General features: G+C 63.4%; 13 protein-coding genes. All 13 read left to right on the top strand.

The window, feature by feature from the left end:
- Positions 1-93 precede the first annotated feature (93 nt).
- The 13 genes from HWX91_RS27145 (at position 94) to HWX91_RS27085 (ending at position 13,683) form a co-directional block, all read left to right on the top strand.
- Entirely contained in the window at positions 94-594 is a 501-nt protein-coding gene (locus HWX91_RS27145) for an A24 family peptidase (RefSeq protein WP_028199718.1), read from the top strand.
- Between the two features lie 95 nt (positions 595-689).
- Positions 690-1,088, top strand: a complete 399-nt coding sequence (locus tag HWX91_RS27140) for a TadE/TadG family type IV pilus assembly protein (RefSeq protein ID WP_244144149.1) — start codon at positions 690-692, stop codon at positions 1,086-1,088.
- A gap of 91 nt (positions 1,089-1,179) precedes the next feature.
- Positions 1,180-2,124 carry a Flp pilus assembly protein CpaB gene (gene cpaB, locus HWX91_RS27135; protein ID WP_028199716.1) on the top strand — a complete coding sequence of 315 codons (945 nt, stop codon included), beginning with the start codon at positions 1,180-1,182 and terminating at the stop codon, positions 2,122-2,124.
- A gap of 158 nt (positions 2,125-2,282) precedes the next feature.
- A complete protein-coding gene (locus HWX91_RS27130) occupies positions 2,283-3,569 on the top strand; it encodes a type II and III secretion system protein family protein (protein WP_042276802.1) in 1,287 nt (428 codons plus the stop codon).
- Between the two features lie 132 nt (positions 3,570-3,701).
- Positions 3,702-4,943, top strand: coding sequence for a fimbrial protein (locus HWX91_RS27125; protein ID WP_028199714.1), 1,242 nt, complete (start codon positions 3,702-3,704; stop codon positions 4,941-4,943).
- A 3-nt stretch (positions 4,944-4,946) separates the two neighbouring features.
- A complete protein-coding gene (locus tag HWX91_RS27120; RefSeq protein WP_028199713.1) occupies positions 4,947-6,350 on the top strand; it encodes a TadA family conjugal transfer-associated ATPase in 1,404 nt (467 codons plus the stop codon).
- Positions 6,343-7,362 (top strand): type II secretion system F family protein, encoded by a 1,020-nt coding sequence (locus HWX91_RS27115; RefSeq protein ID WP_028199712.1) that lies wholly within the window; start codon positions 6,343-6,345, stop codon positions 7,360-7,362. Before HWX91_RS27120 ends, HWX91_RS27115 begins: the two co-directional genes overlap by 8 nt.
- 2 nt (positions 7,363-7,364) lie before the next feature.
- Complete coding sequence (locus HWX91_RS27110) at positions 7,365-8,378, top strand: type II secretion system F family protein (RefSeq protein WP_028199711.1); 1,014 nt, start codon at positions 7,365-7,367, stop codon at positions 8,376-8,378.
- 10 nt (positions 8,379-8,388) lie between these two features.
- Positions 8,389-9,264, top strand: a complete 876-nt coding sequence (locus tag HWX91_RS27105) for a tetratricopeptide repeat protein (protein ID WP_042276759.1) — start codon at positions 8,389-8,391, stop codon at positions 9,262-9,264.
- A 48-nt stretch (positions 9,265-9,312) separates the two neighbouring features.
- Positions 9,313-9,696 carry a DUF3613 domain-containing protein gene (locus HWX91_RS27100; protein ID WP_042276755.1) on the top strand — a complete coding sequence of 128 codons (384 nt, stop codon included), beginning with the start codon at positions 9,313-9,315 and terminating at the stop codon, positions 9,694-9,696.
- Position 9,697: 1 nt separating this feature from the next.
- Positions 9,698-11,512 (top strand): TadG family pilus assembly protein, encoded by a 1,815-nt coding sequence (locus HWX91_RS27095; protein WP_042276753.1) that lies wholly within the window; start codon positions 9,698-9,700, stop codon positions 11,510-11,512.
- 15 nt (positions 11,513-11,527) lie between these two features.
- On the top strand, positions 11,528-12,919 hold the full coding sequence (locus HWX91_RS27090) for a sigma 54-interacting transcriptional regulator (RefSeq protein WP_028199708.1): 1,392 nt from the start codon (positions 11,528-11,530) through the stop codon (positions 12,917-12,919).
- A gap of 47 nt (positions 12,920-12,966) precedes the next feature.
- Positions 12,967-13,683 (top strand): DUF2968 domain-containing protein, encoded by a 717-nt coding sequence (locus HWX91_RS27085; protein ID WP_028199707.1) that lies wholly within the window; start codon positions 12,967-12,969, stop codon positions 13,681-13,683.
- Positions 13,684-14,232 lie beyond the last annotated feature (549 nt).

The raw sequence follows: 14,232 nt of genomic DNA, 5'->3' as shown, positions 1-14,232 counted from the left end.
TGTTCGCTTTGTCGGCGTTTTATAACGCACGCCATTGGTTAATGCGAATTGCATTGCAATTCGCATGGCGTCGCTTCGCCTGTCGAGTGCGAAATGAATGTCTCTGTCGGTATTTTGTTATTTGTCGCCTGGGCTGCGGTAGTCGCTATAAGTGACTGCCGCAGTCGGCGTATTTCCAATTTGGTTGTCGCTACCGGTTTGGCGGCAGCTTTCGGCTGCGCGTTTCTCCAGTGCGGGCCCTTTGGCGTGCCGTTGACCCAGGCGGGTATTGGCGCGCTAATCGGTTTCGTCGCGTTATTGCCATTTTTTGCAATCGGCGTAATGGGCGCTGCGGACGTCAAGGTGTTCGCCGTCATGGGGGCGTGGTGCGGCATGCATGCGTTGCTCGGACTTTGGATGGCGGCCAGTCTTGCCGCCGGCGTCCATGCGCTCTGGCTGTTGATCACAACCCGTACGCGGCTCGCCGGTCTGATCCGTTCTCCCGGCGCGACCTTCGACTTGGCCGGTAAATCCTCTACGCCGTACGCCGCGTGTCTTGCCGTGGCCGCCAGTGCATGGCTTGTGCTGCAAGGGCTGCCTGGGGGGCTGCGATGAAGCCGTGTTCGATCCGTGCTGCGCGCGCGCCGCTCAAGCACGTCCGGGCGTTGCGCGCGCGCGCGCAACGGGGCGTCACGGCAATTGAATTTGCGATGGTGTTCCCGCTGTTCTTCATCATCCTGTACGGGATCGTGACTTTCAGTCTGATTTTCGTGGCGCAGCAGAACCTGACGCTCGCCGCTGAAGAAGGCGCGCGCGCCGCGCTGAACTGGCAGCCCAACACGTCGCTGCAGACCGCGCTCGTCAATCGAGGGAACGCCGGCTGCGCGGCAGCAAAGTCAGTGATCGCGACACTAGTGAAATCCGCGCAGTGCACGTCTTCTTCGGCGCCCTGTGGCCCCAATAACACCATGCAGTGCGTGAATGTCCTGCTCGCTTACAACTATCAGGCTAGTCCGATCGTGCCGAACTTGCCCCTCATGGGCATCACGCTGCCTAACTCCCTGTCGAGCAACGCCACTGTACAACTCAACCCGGAGAACATTCAGTGACGTACGCGCCGGCTCCCAGTTTTTATGTTCGTCCATGCGGGTGCGAACGCTTGCCCGCCGCGGCATTGTTTAACCGTAGCAGTGAGTCGTCATGCCGAATCTGACAAAAATTCTTGCAGGGGTGCTGATAGCAGCCGCGTTGCTGCTCGGGCTGTTCGCGTGGATGCTGTCGCGCCGCCCGGCGCCCGTTGCCGTGACTCCTGCAGTGCAGGCGAGCTTCCCGGTGGTGGTGGCGACCCACGCGCTGCCCGCAGGCAAGCCGATTACCGTCGACGAACTGCGTGTGCAGTCGCTGCCGATCAATCCGAACGGGGCCTTTACCGACCCGGCGCAACTGGCCGGCCGCGTGCCGAACGCGGAAATCGGTGCGGACTCGCCGGTGCTTGAAACCCAACTGTCGTCTGGGCTCGCGGAGCGTGTCGAGCCGGGCGAGCGGGCGTTGGCGGTGAGGGTCGACGAAGGCAATGCGGTCGGCAACCGATTGCGGCCCGGTAATTTTGTCGATGTGTTTTTCACGCTCAAGCGCGACGGCGCTATTGGCAACGGCGGTGAAATAGATCGTACTCAGGCGCGCTTGCTGATGTCGAAAGTGCGCGTGCTCGCGTTCGGCAATGCGACCACAAGCAGTGACAACCCGGGTGACCCGAACGGCATGGTGCGCACCGCGGTGCTGGCCGTGCCGGTCGCCGACGTGGACCGCCTGACGCTCGCGGAAAGCGCTGGCCGTTTGATCTTCGCGTTGCGCAATCCCAAGGATGCCGAAGTAGTCGATCAGAATGCGTTGCCGGCCTATCCCACCGTGTTGAAAACGGCAGCGGTGGCCGGCGCAAGCGCGCCGCTGCAGGATTCGACTCGCGCCGCGGCGGGCGTGTCGCTGGATGCCTTGTCGGGAAGCGGCAATTCGGCAGGCGCGGGTGTACGGCCGGCGCTGCCGCATATACCGCTGCCGCCGACGCGGGTTGCGGGTAACACCAATAGTACAAAGAGCGGTATCGAAGTGATACGGGGTGGGCGCGCCGAGACGGTCGCCTGGTAAGCAGTTTCAGGGAGCGGGCGGCCGGACGCGTCCAAAACTACATGACAGAACGGAATTTTGTTTTCGGAAAAGCGGCGTGGCTCGGGTTGGCCTTGCTCGGCCTGTCGGCTGCGACTGATGCGGCGGGTCCGGTGGTGCAGCGGGGGCAATCTTCACAGATGTCCGACGCGGCGCAAGCTGCGTACTCGCAGACCATTGACCTGAAGGTCGGCGCGCAGCAGTCGCTCGCACCCGGCCGCACGTTGAAGCGTGTCGCGATCGGTGACCCTGCGGTGGCCGACGTGCTGATTATCAAGGGTGACAAGCGTGGCGGCGTGCTGCTGGTTGGCAAAGCAGCGGGCACGACCAACCTGATGTTATGGACCAGTGATCGCGAAGCGCCGCTGACCTACACGGTCAACGTCATCACGCCGGCCGCGGCCTCGCTGCTTGGGCCCGATACGCCGGCCGTCAAGGTGCTGGGCAGCACGGCGGTGGTCTCGGGCTCGGCAGCGACGATGGAGGCGCACCAGCGCGCCGTGGTCGCTGCGGAAGGTTCGCTAGGCAAGGACGGCGCGGTGTTCGACACCTCGTCGGTGGCGAGCCGCGCGGTGGTGCAGGTCGATGTGCGGGTGGTCGAGTTCAGCCGCTCGGTGCTCAAGGAAGTGGGTTTTAACTTCTTCAAGCAGAACAACGGCTTTACGTTCGGCTCGTTTGCACCGTCGGCACTGAACTCGCTTTCGGCAACCGCGGGGCAGGCGCCCCAAATGACAAGTTCGACGCCGATTTCGTCCGCGTTCAACCTGGTTTTCAACTCAGCCACGCATGGACTGTTCGCGAACCTGAGCCTGCTGGAGAGCAACAATCTTGCACGCGTGCTGGCCGAGCCGACACTCGTGGCCTTATCCGGGCAGAGCGCGAGTTTCCTTGCCGGTGGCGAGATACCGATTCCGGTTCCGCAGGCACTCGGTTCGACCTCGATCGAATTCAAGCCCTATGGGGTCGGGCTCACGCTGACGCCGACCGTATTGAGTCCGCAACGCATTGCGTTGAAGGTAGCGCCGGAGGCGAGCCAACTCGACTTCTCCAACGCCGTGACGATTAGCGGCGTGTCGGTGCCCGCGTTCACCACGCGCCGTGCCGACACTACGGTCGAACTCGGCGACGGCGAGAGTTTCGTGATCGGCGGCCTGATCGACCGCGAGACCGCATCGAATGTCGCGAAGGTGCCTTTGCTCGGCGACCTGCCGGTGATCGGCACCTTCTTCAAGCAACTGAATTACCAGCAGAACGAGAAGGAGCTGGTGATCATCGTGACGCCGCATCTGGTGTCGCCGTTCGCGAAGGGCGCGGCCTTGCCGACGACGCCGGGCGAGCAGTCCGAACAGCGTAACGCCCCGGTGTGGCGCTCGCTGATCGGTGGCGTGGCGGCGACGCATGATGCGGCGCCGGGATTTTCGAAGTGAAGCCGGCGGGCGCCCGAACGGCGCGCCGGATCGGTGGAGCAGTGAGCCAGCAGGCACGCGAGCAGCGTAGGCCGGCTGGCAGGCAGTACGACGCGGCGGCTTGGCAGCCAATGCCGCAAAAGGATGTTCAACATGAACGCGAGAACGCATTCATTGACTGAAAGGGCGGTCACCGACTATTTCGTGTTCGCGTCGCTAGCCGACGCGCACGTGCATTGGCTCGCCGATACGCTGGTGGGAGCTGGCGTGGTCGAAGCGGCCACACTCGATCCCTCGATGTTGATGCAGCGCATTGCGGCGTTGAACCCGTCGCTGGTGTTCGTCGATTTTTCCGGTGGCCGTGCCGCCGCGGCGAGCGCTGCGGCGAGTGCGGTGCGCGCAGCTTATCCCGGCATGCAGATCGTCGCGCTCGGATCGCTCGCTGAGCCTGAAAGCGCGCTGGCCGCGTTGCGTGCCGGCGTGCGCGATTTTATCGATGTGTCCGCTCCGGCCGAAGATGCGTTGCGCATTACACGCCAGGTATTGGACAACCTTGTCGAACCGGTCAGCCGCCATGGACACGTCACCGCGCTACTGGGCGCGCGCATCGGCATGGGGGTCAGCACGCTGGCCGCGAACCTCGCCGTGATGTTGCAGCGGCGCGACGTCGCGCAAGGCCGGCAAGCCGCTTTGCTCGATCTCGGCCTGCCCGCTGGTGACGGCTCGTTGCTTCTGAACACGCGTAGCGAATTCAATTTCGTCGAAGCCGTGCGCAATCTGCGCCGCTTCGACCAAACTTTCGTGCACACCGCGCTGTCCCATCATTCGAGCGGTCTCGCGCTCACCACGTTGCCGCCCAATCTCGCCGATATGCGTGAGGTCTCGTATTCGTCATCGATCGGGTTGCTGAACCGGCTGCGCGCGTTCTTCGATCAACAGATCGTCGATCTCGGCGGTTTTACCAACAGCGAGTTCATCGCTCACGTCGTGCAGGCCGCCGACGAAACCTGGCTGGTGTGCGATCAGGGTGTGGCCTCGATCGTATCGGCGGTCGGCGTGCTCGACGCGTTGCGCGAGGAGGGGGTGGACACGGCGAATGTGCAACTGATCGTCAACAAGTTCGACGCCGACCTCGGGCTCGCCGCCGCGCAGATCGCGCAGCGGCTGGAAATTCCGTTGCTGGCCAGTTTGCCGGAGCGGCGCATCACGCTTGGGCAGGCGGTCAATCAGGGACATCTGCTGGCCGATGCCGCCGCGCGCGACCCCTACGTGCGCGCGCTCGAACCCTTGATCGAACGACTCGGCGGCGCGGCGCGCGCAACCTCGCAAGCAGGCAGCAAATCCGCGCTGGGCGCGCTCAAGCGCTTCATTCCAACCACTTACAAGCGGTCATAGACGATGGCAAAAGAAATCGAATTTGCCGACGACGCGCCCTCGTTCGCGCATAGCCAGCAGTTCCAGGACATCAAGAACGCGGCGCACGAGCATCTGCTTACTCGGATCGAGGAACTCGGTTCCGAATTCGGCCGCTGGTCGCGCAATGCGATCAACCAGTTCGTCGATCTGGAGATGGACAGTTTCGTGCGGCTGCGCCGGATACCGATCAACGAGAGCGAAGTCAGGCTGATTGCCGAGGCGCTGACCAAGGAACTGGCGGGCTTCGGGCCGATCGAGGATCTGCTCGCCGATCCGGCGGTCGAGGATATTCTGATCAACGGCTACAACGACGTGTACGTGTCGCGGCACGGCATCCTGACCAGGATTCAGGTGCGCTTTGCCGACAACGCGCACTTGTTGCGGATCGTGCGGCGCATTCTCGCGCCGATCGGACGGCGTCTGGACGAATCGAACCCAATGGTCGACGCGCGCCTGCCGAACGGTGGGCGGGTGAATGTGGTGATCGAACCGCTGTCGATCGACGGGCCGATCGTCTCGATCCGTAAATTCCGCAAAGATCCGATGCGTCCGGAGGATCTGCTCGCGAACGGCACCTACAACCCGGAAATCGGCGCGCTGCTCGATGCGGCGGTCGCCGCGCGCTGCAACATCCTGGTGTCCGGCGGCACGAGTTCGGGCAAGACCTCGCTGCTCAATGCGCTGGCGTTTCACATTCCCGAGCCGGAGCGGGTCGTGACGATTGAGGACACGGCCGAACTGTCGCTGAATCACCCGCACGTGGTGCGGCTCGAAAGCCGTCCGGGCGGCTTCGACGGCGCGGGTGTCGTGACCATTCGAGACCTGTTGCGCAATACCCTGCGGATGCGGCCGGACCGCATCATCGTCGGCGAAGTGCGCGGCGGTGAGGTGCTCGAAATGCTGCAGGCAATGAACACCGGCCACGACGGCTCGATGGGCACCGTGCACGCCAGCTCGCCGCGCGAATGCCTGTACCGGCTCGAAATGCTGGCGGGTTTCGCGGGTTTCCAGGGTACGGAGTCGAGCCTGCGCCGGCAGATCGCGAACGCGATCGACTTCATCGTGCAGATCGGACGGCTTTCCAACGGGCGCCGGCGGATTCTGTCGATTACCGAAGTCACAGGTCTGTCGGACAACATCATCGCGACGCAGGAGTTGTATCGCTACGAGGCGATCGCGACCGCCGAAGGCGAGGAACTCGATAACTGGGTCTCGCTTGGCATCCATCCGCACTCGCCGAAGCTGACGCGTTTCCGTCAGGCGTTGGGCGGCGGCGAAGCGCAGAACGGCTTCGGCAACGCGGGCTTTGGCAGCAGTGGCGGCGGTTTCGGCGGTGGTGGCTTCGGCGGCGGCAGTGGCGGTTTCGGCGGAGGCTTCAATGTCTAGCGCGGTACTGGTCTTCGCGGCGCTTGCGCTGTTGTGCGCGGCGCTCGCGTTGCTGTTGTGGCAGCGTGGCACGCAACGCAAAGACCAGATGAGCACTGAACGCTATATCGATAGCCGTATGGCGGTGGCGATGCCGGGTGGCCTCGCGAGCGGGTCGGCGGGCAATCCGCGCGCTGCGGCTGCGCGCGCCGGCTCTGCGCCTGTCGCGATCGCACCTCAAGCTCTGCCGGCCGACGCGGACTGGCTCGCGCAATGGCGCTACCTGCAGGCGCGGGTTCGCTTCATGTTGCAACACGCGATGGCTCGCGCGGGCGTTGCCCAGTCCAAGGGGCCGGTCGTGATCACCTGCGCGATCGTGTTGTTGCTGTGTACCTGGGCGGCGTTGGTGGGTGGTTTGCTGGCGGTCGGCGCGACGCTGATTGCGTGCGTGATGTTCATTTATTTTCTGCTGTCGGTGCGCGCGAACAAGCGCCGTCAACTGATCGTGCGGCAACTGCCGCTGTTCCTCGACGGCATCGTGCGTCTGATTACGCTCGGCAACAGCGTACCGGCCGCGTTTCAGGCGGCGTTGCAAAGCACTGAAGCGCCGCTGCGCGAATGCCTGGACTACGTGTCGCGAATGCTGCGCACCGGCGTCGAAATCGATCGTGCGCTTTCGCAGGTCGCGGTGATCTATGGCGTGCGTGAGCTCGAACTGGTTGGCGCGGTGCTGCGGCTGTCGGTCAAATACGGCGGTCGTGCCGACGTGATGCTCGACCGCATGGCCTCGTTCATGCGCGATCTCGAACAGGCCGAGCGCGAACTCGTGGCGATGTCGGCGGAAACGCGGCTGTCGTCGTGGGTGCTGGCGATGCTGCCGATCGGCATTGGCGGTTTTCTGATTCTTTCCAATCCGAGTTATTTCGCCTCGATGTGGTTCGACCCAACCGGGCGCTTCCTGGTCTATCTGGCGTTCGGCTTGCAGGTGGTCGGCGCCTATATGTTGTATCGCCTCGCAAGGCTGAGGACATGACGATGCAAGCCCATCAACTCGTTGCTCTGGCGCTGGCGCTCGCCGCGTTCGCGCTGCTACTGCTTGCCGCGCTGGTGCTGGCGCGCGTTGCCGCCGTGCGGCGCAGCGAACGCACGCTGAGGCACGCGCTCGACGAACGCGCGTTGCAGACCGCAGCGGCGGCTGTCTCGGTGGCTGCACGCGGCGCTGAGGGTGTTCAGGGCGACGCGAAAGTTGTCCGGCATAACGTGCAGCCAAAGGGTTTCAAAGGCTTGCTCGAGCGCTTCGCGCACACCGGAGTTCGCTGGCTCGACACACCTTTGGGCCGACAGATCGTTGCCGAAGAAGACCGCCGGCTGCTTGAGCAATGCGGTTTCATCGATACGCGCACGCGTGGCCTATTTCTGGTGGCGCGGCTCGTGGGCGCGCTGGTGCTACCTGCGCTGGCCGGCACTCTGGCGCACGATTATCTGGATGGCTCGCGCCTCGTCGTGCTGGTGGTTATCTCGGTCGTCATGGGCTTCATGCTGCCGAAGATCCTACTCAGGCGGCGCGCCGGCAAGCGCCGCGCCGGCGTGGTCGACGAACTGCCGTTGCTGGTCGATTTGTTGCGCCTGCTGCAGGGCGTGGGTTTGTCGCTCGATCAGAGCCTGCAGGTGATGGTCAACGATTTCCGCTCGATGCTGCCGGTGCTGTCGAGCGAGCTGGAAATCGCACAGCGTCAATTTGCGACAGGTCGTACTCGCGAGCAGTCGCTGAACCGGCTCGCTTCCAGTTATGACAATGAAGATTTGCGCGCCGTCGTGCGCCTGCTGGTGCAGGTCGATCGGCACGGTGGCGCCGTGCAGGAACCGCTCAAGCAGTTCGGCGACCGTCTGCGCGAAACACGCCGGGCGATGTTGCGCGAGCGCATTGGCCGCCTCGCCGTGAAGATGACCGGGGTGATGATCGTCACGCTGCTACCCGCGCTGATGATTGTCACAGCCGGCCCGGGCGTGCTGGCTGTTCAGCATTCACTACTCTCGATGCAACGGTAAGGAATTTGCAATGGCTCACCGTCTACCGTTCGAATTCCGGGTGTGTTCCACACGGACCGCGCGCTGCGCTGCGGCGTTGGCCATGTTGTCCCTGCTTGGCGCGTGCGCGTCCAAAGACGTCACGGGCTATGGCGTTGGCGCGCAGGCCGAGCGTGCGGCGATGGCCCAGCAGGCCAATCGGGATCCCGCGCCGGACACGCCCGGCATGTACCTTGGCCTGATCGACCAGATGCAGTCGCAGGGGCTTTACTTCGCTTCGCTTGCGCATATCGACGCGTACGAAAAGCAGTACGGCGTCAGCCCCGACACGATTTTGCTGCGCGCGGACGCTTTGCGCATGACCGATCAGCCTGAGGCTGCCGCGACTGCTTACGGTGAACTGCTGAAGACGCCGCTCGCCGCGCGCGGCTATCGCGGACGCGGCCTGATCGCCGGCGCGGCCGGCGACTTTGCGCACGCGGCGCAGGAACTGCAGCAGGCGGTGCAGCTCGCGCCGACCGATGCGGCCACGCTGTCGGATCTCGGTTATGCGCGATTGCGTAACGGCGACGTGAATGGCGCGCGCGTGCCGCTCATGAAGGCAGCCGAGCTCGATCAGAACAATCCGAAGGTCGTCAGCAACATGGTGCTTTATCTGCTCGCCAATGGCGACCAGGCGCAGGCGCTGGCGGTGATGAACCAGCAGAAGTTCACGCCTGACGTGCGTGCGGCGATTCGCAACGATGCGGCGAAAGTGGCTGCGGCGGGGCGCGCGCTGTCCCGCGGGTCGCAGACGCAACCACAACAACAGGTCGGGCAGACGGGATCAGTCGTCAGCACCGGCACGGTCGCGAGTGCACAGGGTATCGAGCCGGCGCCGCGCGTCTTGCAGCGTTTTGCGCAGTGAGCGAGCGATGGGCGTGGCGTGACCGATCAGGTAATCAGGGGAATTGAGATGAATAGCGGAATAACGAAGCGAAGCTGGGCAGTGGCGATGCTGTGCTTCGGCATGGCAATGGGAATGACTGCTCCTGCGGTTGCGCAGACGAACGACACCGCTCAGCCAGTTGAGACCACACCGCCGGTCCGCGTGAGCGAGGTGGGTCACTCGACCCGCGCGTGGCTCGACCTGCAAAGCAGCAACACGGCGGCTGCACCGGCGCTCCCTATGCTGGGCGCCGAAGCCGGGCTTGCCTATCGCCGCTACATGGAATCGTTCAAGAGCAAAATTCCCGATCTTTACGGTTCCGCGTTGAATTCCGGCAGCGGTGGTAGCGGTGGTGCCGGTGGCGCGATGAGTGCGACCGGTGGCAGCGGCCCTGGCGGCGGTACGAACTGACATGAGCAATTGTTCGACCTTTACCGTGGCCGCTCGCCATCCGCGCTTGCTTCGCGCACGGCGCGGCGGCGCGCCGCTGTCCGGCGCACGCCGCCAGCATGGCGCGATCGCGGTTCTGGCGGTGATCTGGCTGAGCATCGCGATAGCGGCGCTCGGCGCGATCGACATTGGCAATGTGTATTTCGTGCGCAGGCAGTTGCAGCGCACTGCGGATCTGGCGGCGATGGCGGCGGTCCAGGTTATCAGCACGTCCGGCGGCTGCGCGACGGCGACCACGGCCGCGCAGCAGAATGCCACGTCCAACGGTTTCGCCGTCAACGGCACCGGCGCCACCCTCAGCACGACCTGCGGACGCTGGGATACGACCACCAGCAGCTACTTCGGCACGACGGGCAACCCGCTCAACGCGGTGCAGGTGCAGGCGACTCAGGTCGTACCTTATTTCTTTCTTGGGCCGTCGCGCACCGTGCAGGCGACCGCTACCGCATTCGCATCCAACATCGATGCGTTCTCTCTCGGCACCGGCATCGCGACGATCAATACGCAGCAATCGGCGCTGCTCAATGCGATTCTGGGTGGGTTGCTGAATACGAGCGTGTCGCTCAGCGTGGGTGACACGCAGAGCCTGGCGACCGCGCATATCAAGCTGGGCGATTTGATGGCGGCGCTAGGCGCGTCGACGATGCAAGGCTTGCTCGCTACGACGGTGACCTATCAGCAGTTGATGGTCGCGATGGTCACCGCGTTACAGGCGGGCGGAGACACCGTCAACGCGGCGATTTTGCAGACGTTGGCCGTTGCCGTTCCTGGTGGTCAGAACATCACGGTTGGGGATAACGGCCCCTCGGCGCCTGGATTGCTTGCGCTTGGGCTGGCCAATCCGAATGCCGCGACGACCGCCACAATCAATGCATTCGATGCGGTAATGGTCGCCGCGCAGATCGCGCAGCGTCCGGACCCAATGACCGGCAAGGCACCTGTGATCAACGTAACGGCAGGGCTGCTCGGGGCGGCCGGGATTTCCTTGCAGGTCATCAACCCACCGGTGCTGGCGGTAGGCGAGGGGGGCACTGTGGGGACTGCCGCCAATGCACCGTGGCGCACGGAGGCGCGCACGGCGGTAGTCAACTTGAGCGTGAACTTGCTACCGGCGATTTTCCCGACATTGTCCATTGGAGTTCCGGGCCTGTCCGTTACCGTCGCCGCACTGAACACGCCGCTCGTAGTGTCGGCGACAGTCGGCAAAGGCGTCGCCGATCTGGTCTCGGTGGATTGTGAAAGCACGAAGGCCGCCACCAACGCGGTGATCCGGGTTACACCAAGTGTTGCAACGGTGTGCCTTGGTGCAAATTCAACGTGCGGGGGCACCGTTAACGTAGCATCGGTAAATGCCGTTGTGCTAGGAGCCAACATCACGGTAGCGAATGTGGCTCTCAACGGTATTGGACCACTGACATTCGGGCCCGGTGCTCAGACCTTGCCACCGTTTAACGGTTCTACCGGAAGCTTTGACTCTACCCAGACGGTTAATTCGAACCAGCTTGGTACTGGATTGGGAACCTTCACTGGCCAGCTACTCACGGCGTTGGCAAAGCCCGGCGCACTACAGGTCGGCGTTGCAGCGATCGATCTCTCCCTATTGCTTCAACCGATTGTCTCCGGTCTTGCGACGGCCCTCGCGACCGCGCTTACCCCTATTCTTTCGAGCCTCGACAACATCCTCGTCCCAACGCTTGCGTTGTTGGGCGCACAAGTCGGCACCGCCACAGTCCACAACATGTCGCTGACGTGCGGCGTCGCGCAACTGGTCAACTAGCGTAACCAAGACAAGATGAGAACCAACCCCAAAATCGAGGAACTCGATATCTACGTCTGGGAGGGCAAGGCCGACATCGTCGACCGGGTCGCGCGCTGCATGGCGAGCTTCGATGTCGAAGTGATCCGCGCGGACGATATCGCGATCTCGCCTGAACGGACTGCCTTGCGGCCGTCGCTCGCGATCATCAGCGTCTCGGTGATCGACAGCGGCGCGCTGCTCATGCGCGACTGGCAAGCCGCGCACGGCATTCCCGTCGTGTGGGTCGGCGCCGCGCCGCGCGACCACGATCCGGCTACGTACCCATCCGACTATTCGCACATCCTGCCGCTCGACTTCACCTGTGCCGAATTGCGCGGCATGGTCATGAAGCTGGTGCTGCAATTGCGCGCGCACAGTGCCAAGACGCACGAGTCGGACGCGATGATCGCCAACTCGGAGTGCATGCAGGCGCTGCTGCACGAAGTCGACACGTTTGCCGATTGCGACACGAGCGTGCTGGTGCACGGTGAAACCGGCGTCGGCAAGGAGCGCATTGCGCAGCTGCTGCACGAAAAACATACCCGCTACGGCCAGGGGCCGTTCGTCGCGGTGAACTGCGGTGCGATTCCGGACGGTTTGTTCGAATCGCTGTTCTTCGGCCACTCGAAAGGCTCGTTCACGGGCGCGGTGGTCGCGCACAAGGGCTACTTCGAACAGGCCGACGGCGGCACGCTGTTTCTCGACGAAATCGGCGATTTGCCGCTCTACCAGCAAGTCAAACTGCTGCGTGTGCTCGAAGACAGCGCGGTCACGCGTATCGGTTCGGCCACGCCGGTGAAGCTCGATTTCCGGCTGGTCGCGGCGACCAACAAGCACCTGCCGCAACTGGTCAAGGACGGCACTTTCCGCGCCGATCTGTACTACCGGCTGGCGGTGATCGAGTTGAAAATTCCGTCGCTCGAAGAGCGGGGCGCGGTCGACAAGATTGCGATCTTCAAGGCGTTCATCGCGCAGGTGGTCGGCAGCGAGCGGCTTGCTGGCCTTCCCGACCTTCCATACTGGCTCGCCGATGCGGTGGCCGACACGTATTTCCCCGGCAATGTGCGCGAACTGCGCAACCTGGCCGAGCGGATCGGCGTGACGGTGCGCCAGATCGGCGCGTGGGACGCGGCGCGCCTGCAACGGCTGCTCGCGCTCGCGCGCACCAGCCAGCCGGTGCCGGCCGAGAGCGCCGCCGAGGTGCTGGTGGATCGCAGCAAATGGGACATGGCCGAGCGCAATCGTGTGCTGGCCGCGCTCGATGCAAACGGTTGGCGCCGGCAGGATACGGCGCTGTACCTGGGTATTAGCCGCAAGGTTTTGTGGGAGAAGATGCGCAAGTACCAAATTTTTGACGAAGAGCCCGAAACCCGCGAAAGTGAGTAATAATGAGACGGTTGTACTAAAACAAAAACTGTTCAAGCAGGATTTACATGGACCGAAAGTCGAAACTACGGCAGATTGCCCTGGCCGCATACATCGCGATGGGGGCCGTGCAGGGCGTGAATGCGCAGGCTTTGCCGGATAGTGGGGCGAGCGCTGGCGTCGTTTCCCAGCCGGGCGCGACGACGGCTTTGCCGGCCAATACAGCGGCTGGACAGGCGCAGACGAACGCATTGACGCCAGACGAAGCGAGGCAATCTGCGGCGGGCAATGTAGCGGAATTGCAGCAGATGATCCGCGGCTCGGATCTGAGCGAATTGCGCACGACGTACAACGGCAGCTACGGAGCGAGCTTGCTGTTTTACGGCAAGGAGATGACGTACTACGTGGCGTTGTTCCAGCAGAAGAATTTCTGGCGCGTCATCAAGACGCAGGACGCCGCGCGTGCCGACATGATTTACAAGGATTTTGTACGTCAGACGCTGCAACTGTCCGATGTCGAGATTCGCCGCACGCAACTGGAGGCGCAGAAGGCGTTCACGGAACGCATGATCGCCTTGTCGCAGGACCGTGCAAACCGTTTGCAGGCTGACCTTGACGTCGCACGTCAGCAGCAGACCATTGTGACGAATCAGCAATCGCAGACCCGCGCCGAAGCAACCGCGCTGGCTCAGCAGAAGGCTGCTGCGCAGGACCAGCTACGCGCCGCGCAACGCCAGGTTCGCGAACTGCAGCGTCAACTGGAATCCGGCTTGCCGACGCACTAAGCGCGCCAGCCGGGAGACGGGGAGACAGAAAATGGGAGGGCGGCGCGAAAGCGCCGCCCGACTCATTGGATGTGCAGGACGCACGGGGCGTACACGCCGTGCAAGCCGTCTGACAACGCGGCCACCTATCCACCGGCCCAAACGGCGTTTCCGAAGCCCCTCAGCGGCCGGGCCGCAATCCCCATTTCCGCAGCACTTTGGCGCCAGGCGACCATCAACATACCCACCTGATCTCCGCAATTGCCACCAGACGATCACATACCCGTGGTTTCCCAGGCATACCCATCCGCGACGCACGCAGTGCGGAGTGGGAGCTGATGAGTGCGTTGTCACTAGCGGGGAGTGTGCGAGTGCACGGATTCCAGATGCACCACTACCGTGGCTGCGCGGGGGACCCGCTTATGAGCTGGCGGTGTAAAGCCGCTTTCTTTTGCCTACTTTTCTTTGCGGCAGGCGGTGTGTGTCAAGGTAGTTGTCGCCTGAACCGTTACGCTGCCTGCTTGTATCTGTGAGCCGATGCCAGGGTGCGCTCCGGATTCAGATGGACTT

This window comes from Paraburkholderia fungorum (genome assembly GCF_902833645.1).
Taxonomy (GTDB): Bacteria; Pseudomonadota; Gammaproteobacteria; order Burkholderiales; family Burkholderiaceae; genus Paraburkholderia; species Paraburkholderia fungorum.
The sequence above is the reverse complement of the archived record's forward strand: the minus strand, read 5'-3'. Positions and strand labels throughout refer to the sequence as shown.

Bases quoted from the DNA above. Each gene is read 5' to 3' on its own strand.
- HWX91_RS27140 (WP_244144149.1), top strand. From the start codon at position 690: ATGGTGTTCCCGCTGTTCTTCATCATCCTGTACGGGATCGTGACTTTC.
- HWX91_RS27095 (WP_042276753.1), top strand. From the start codon at position 9,698: ATGAGCAATTGTTCGACCTTTACCGTGGCCGCTCGCCATCCGCGCTTG.
- HWX91_RS27090 (WP_028199708.1), top strand. From the start codon at position 11,528: ATGAGAACCAACCCCAAAATCGAGGAACTCGATATCTACGTCTGGGAG.
- HWX91_RS27115 (WP_028199712.1), top strand. From the start codon at position 6,343: ATGTCTAGCGCGGTACTGGTCTTCGCGGCGCTTGCGCTGTTGTGCGCG.
- HWX91_RS27100 (WP_042276755.1), top strand. From the start codon at position 9,313: ATGAATAGCGGAATAACGAAGCGAAGCTGGGCAGTGGCGATGCTGTGC.
- HWX91_RS27085 (WP_028199707.1), top strand. From the start codon at position 12,967: ATGGACCGAAAGTCGAAACTACGGCAGATTGCCCTGGCCGCATACATC.
- HWX91_RS27145 (WP_028199718.1), top strand. From the start codon at position 94: ATGAATGTCTCTGTCGGTATTTTGTTATTTGTCGCCTGGGCTGCGGTA.
- cpaB (WP_028199716.1), top strand. From the start codon at position 1,180: ATGCCGAATCTGACAAAAATTCTTGCAGGGGTGCTGATAGCAGCCGCG.
- HWX91_RS27105 (WP_042276759.1), top strand. From the start codon at position 8,389: ATGGCTCACCGTCTACCGTTCGAATTCCGGGTGTGTTCCACACGGACC.
- HWX91_RS27110 (WP_028199711.1), top strand. From the start codon at position 7,365: ATGCAAGCCCATCAACTCGTTGCTCTGGCGCTGGCGCTCGCCGCGTTC.
- HWX91_RS27130 (WP_042276802.1), top strand. From the start codon at position 2,283: ATGTCCGACGCGGCGCAAGCTGCGTACTCGCAGACCATTGACCTGAAG.
- HWX91_RS27120 (WP_028199713.1), top strand. From the start codon at position 4,947: ATGGCAAAAGAAATCGAATTTGCCGACGACGCGCCCTCGTTCGCGCAT.
- HWX91_RS27125 (WP_028199714.1), top strand. From the start codon at position 3,702: ATGAACGCGAGAACGCATTCATTGACTGAAAGGGCGGTCACCGACTAT.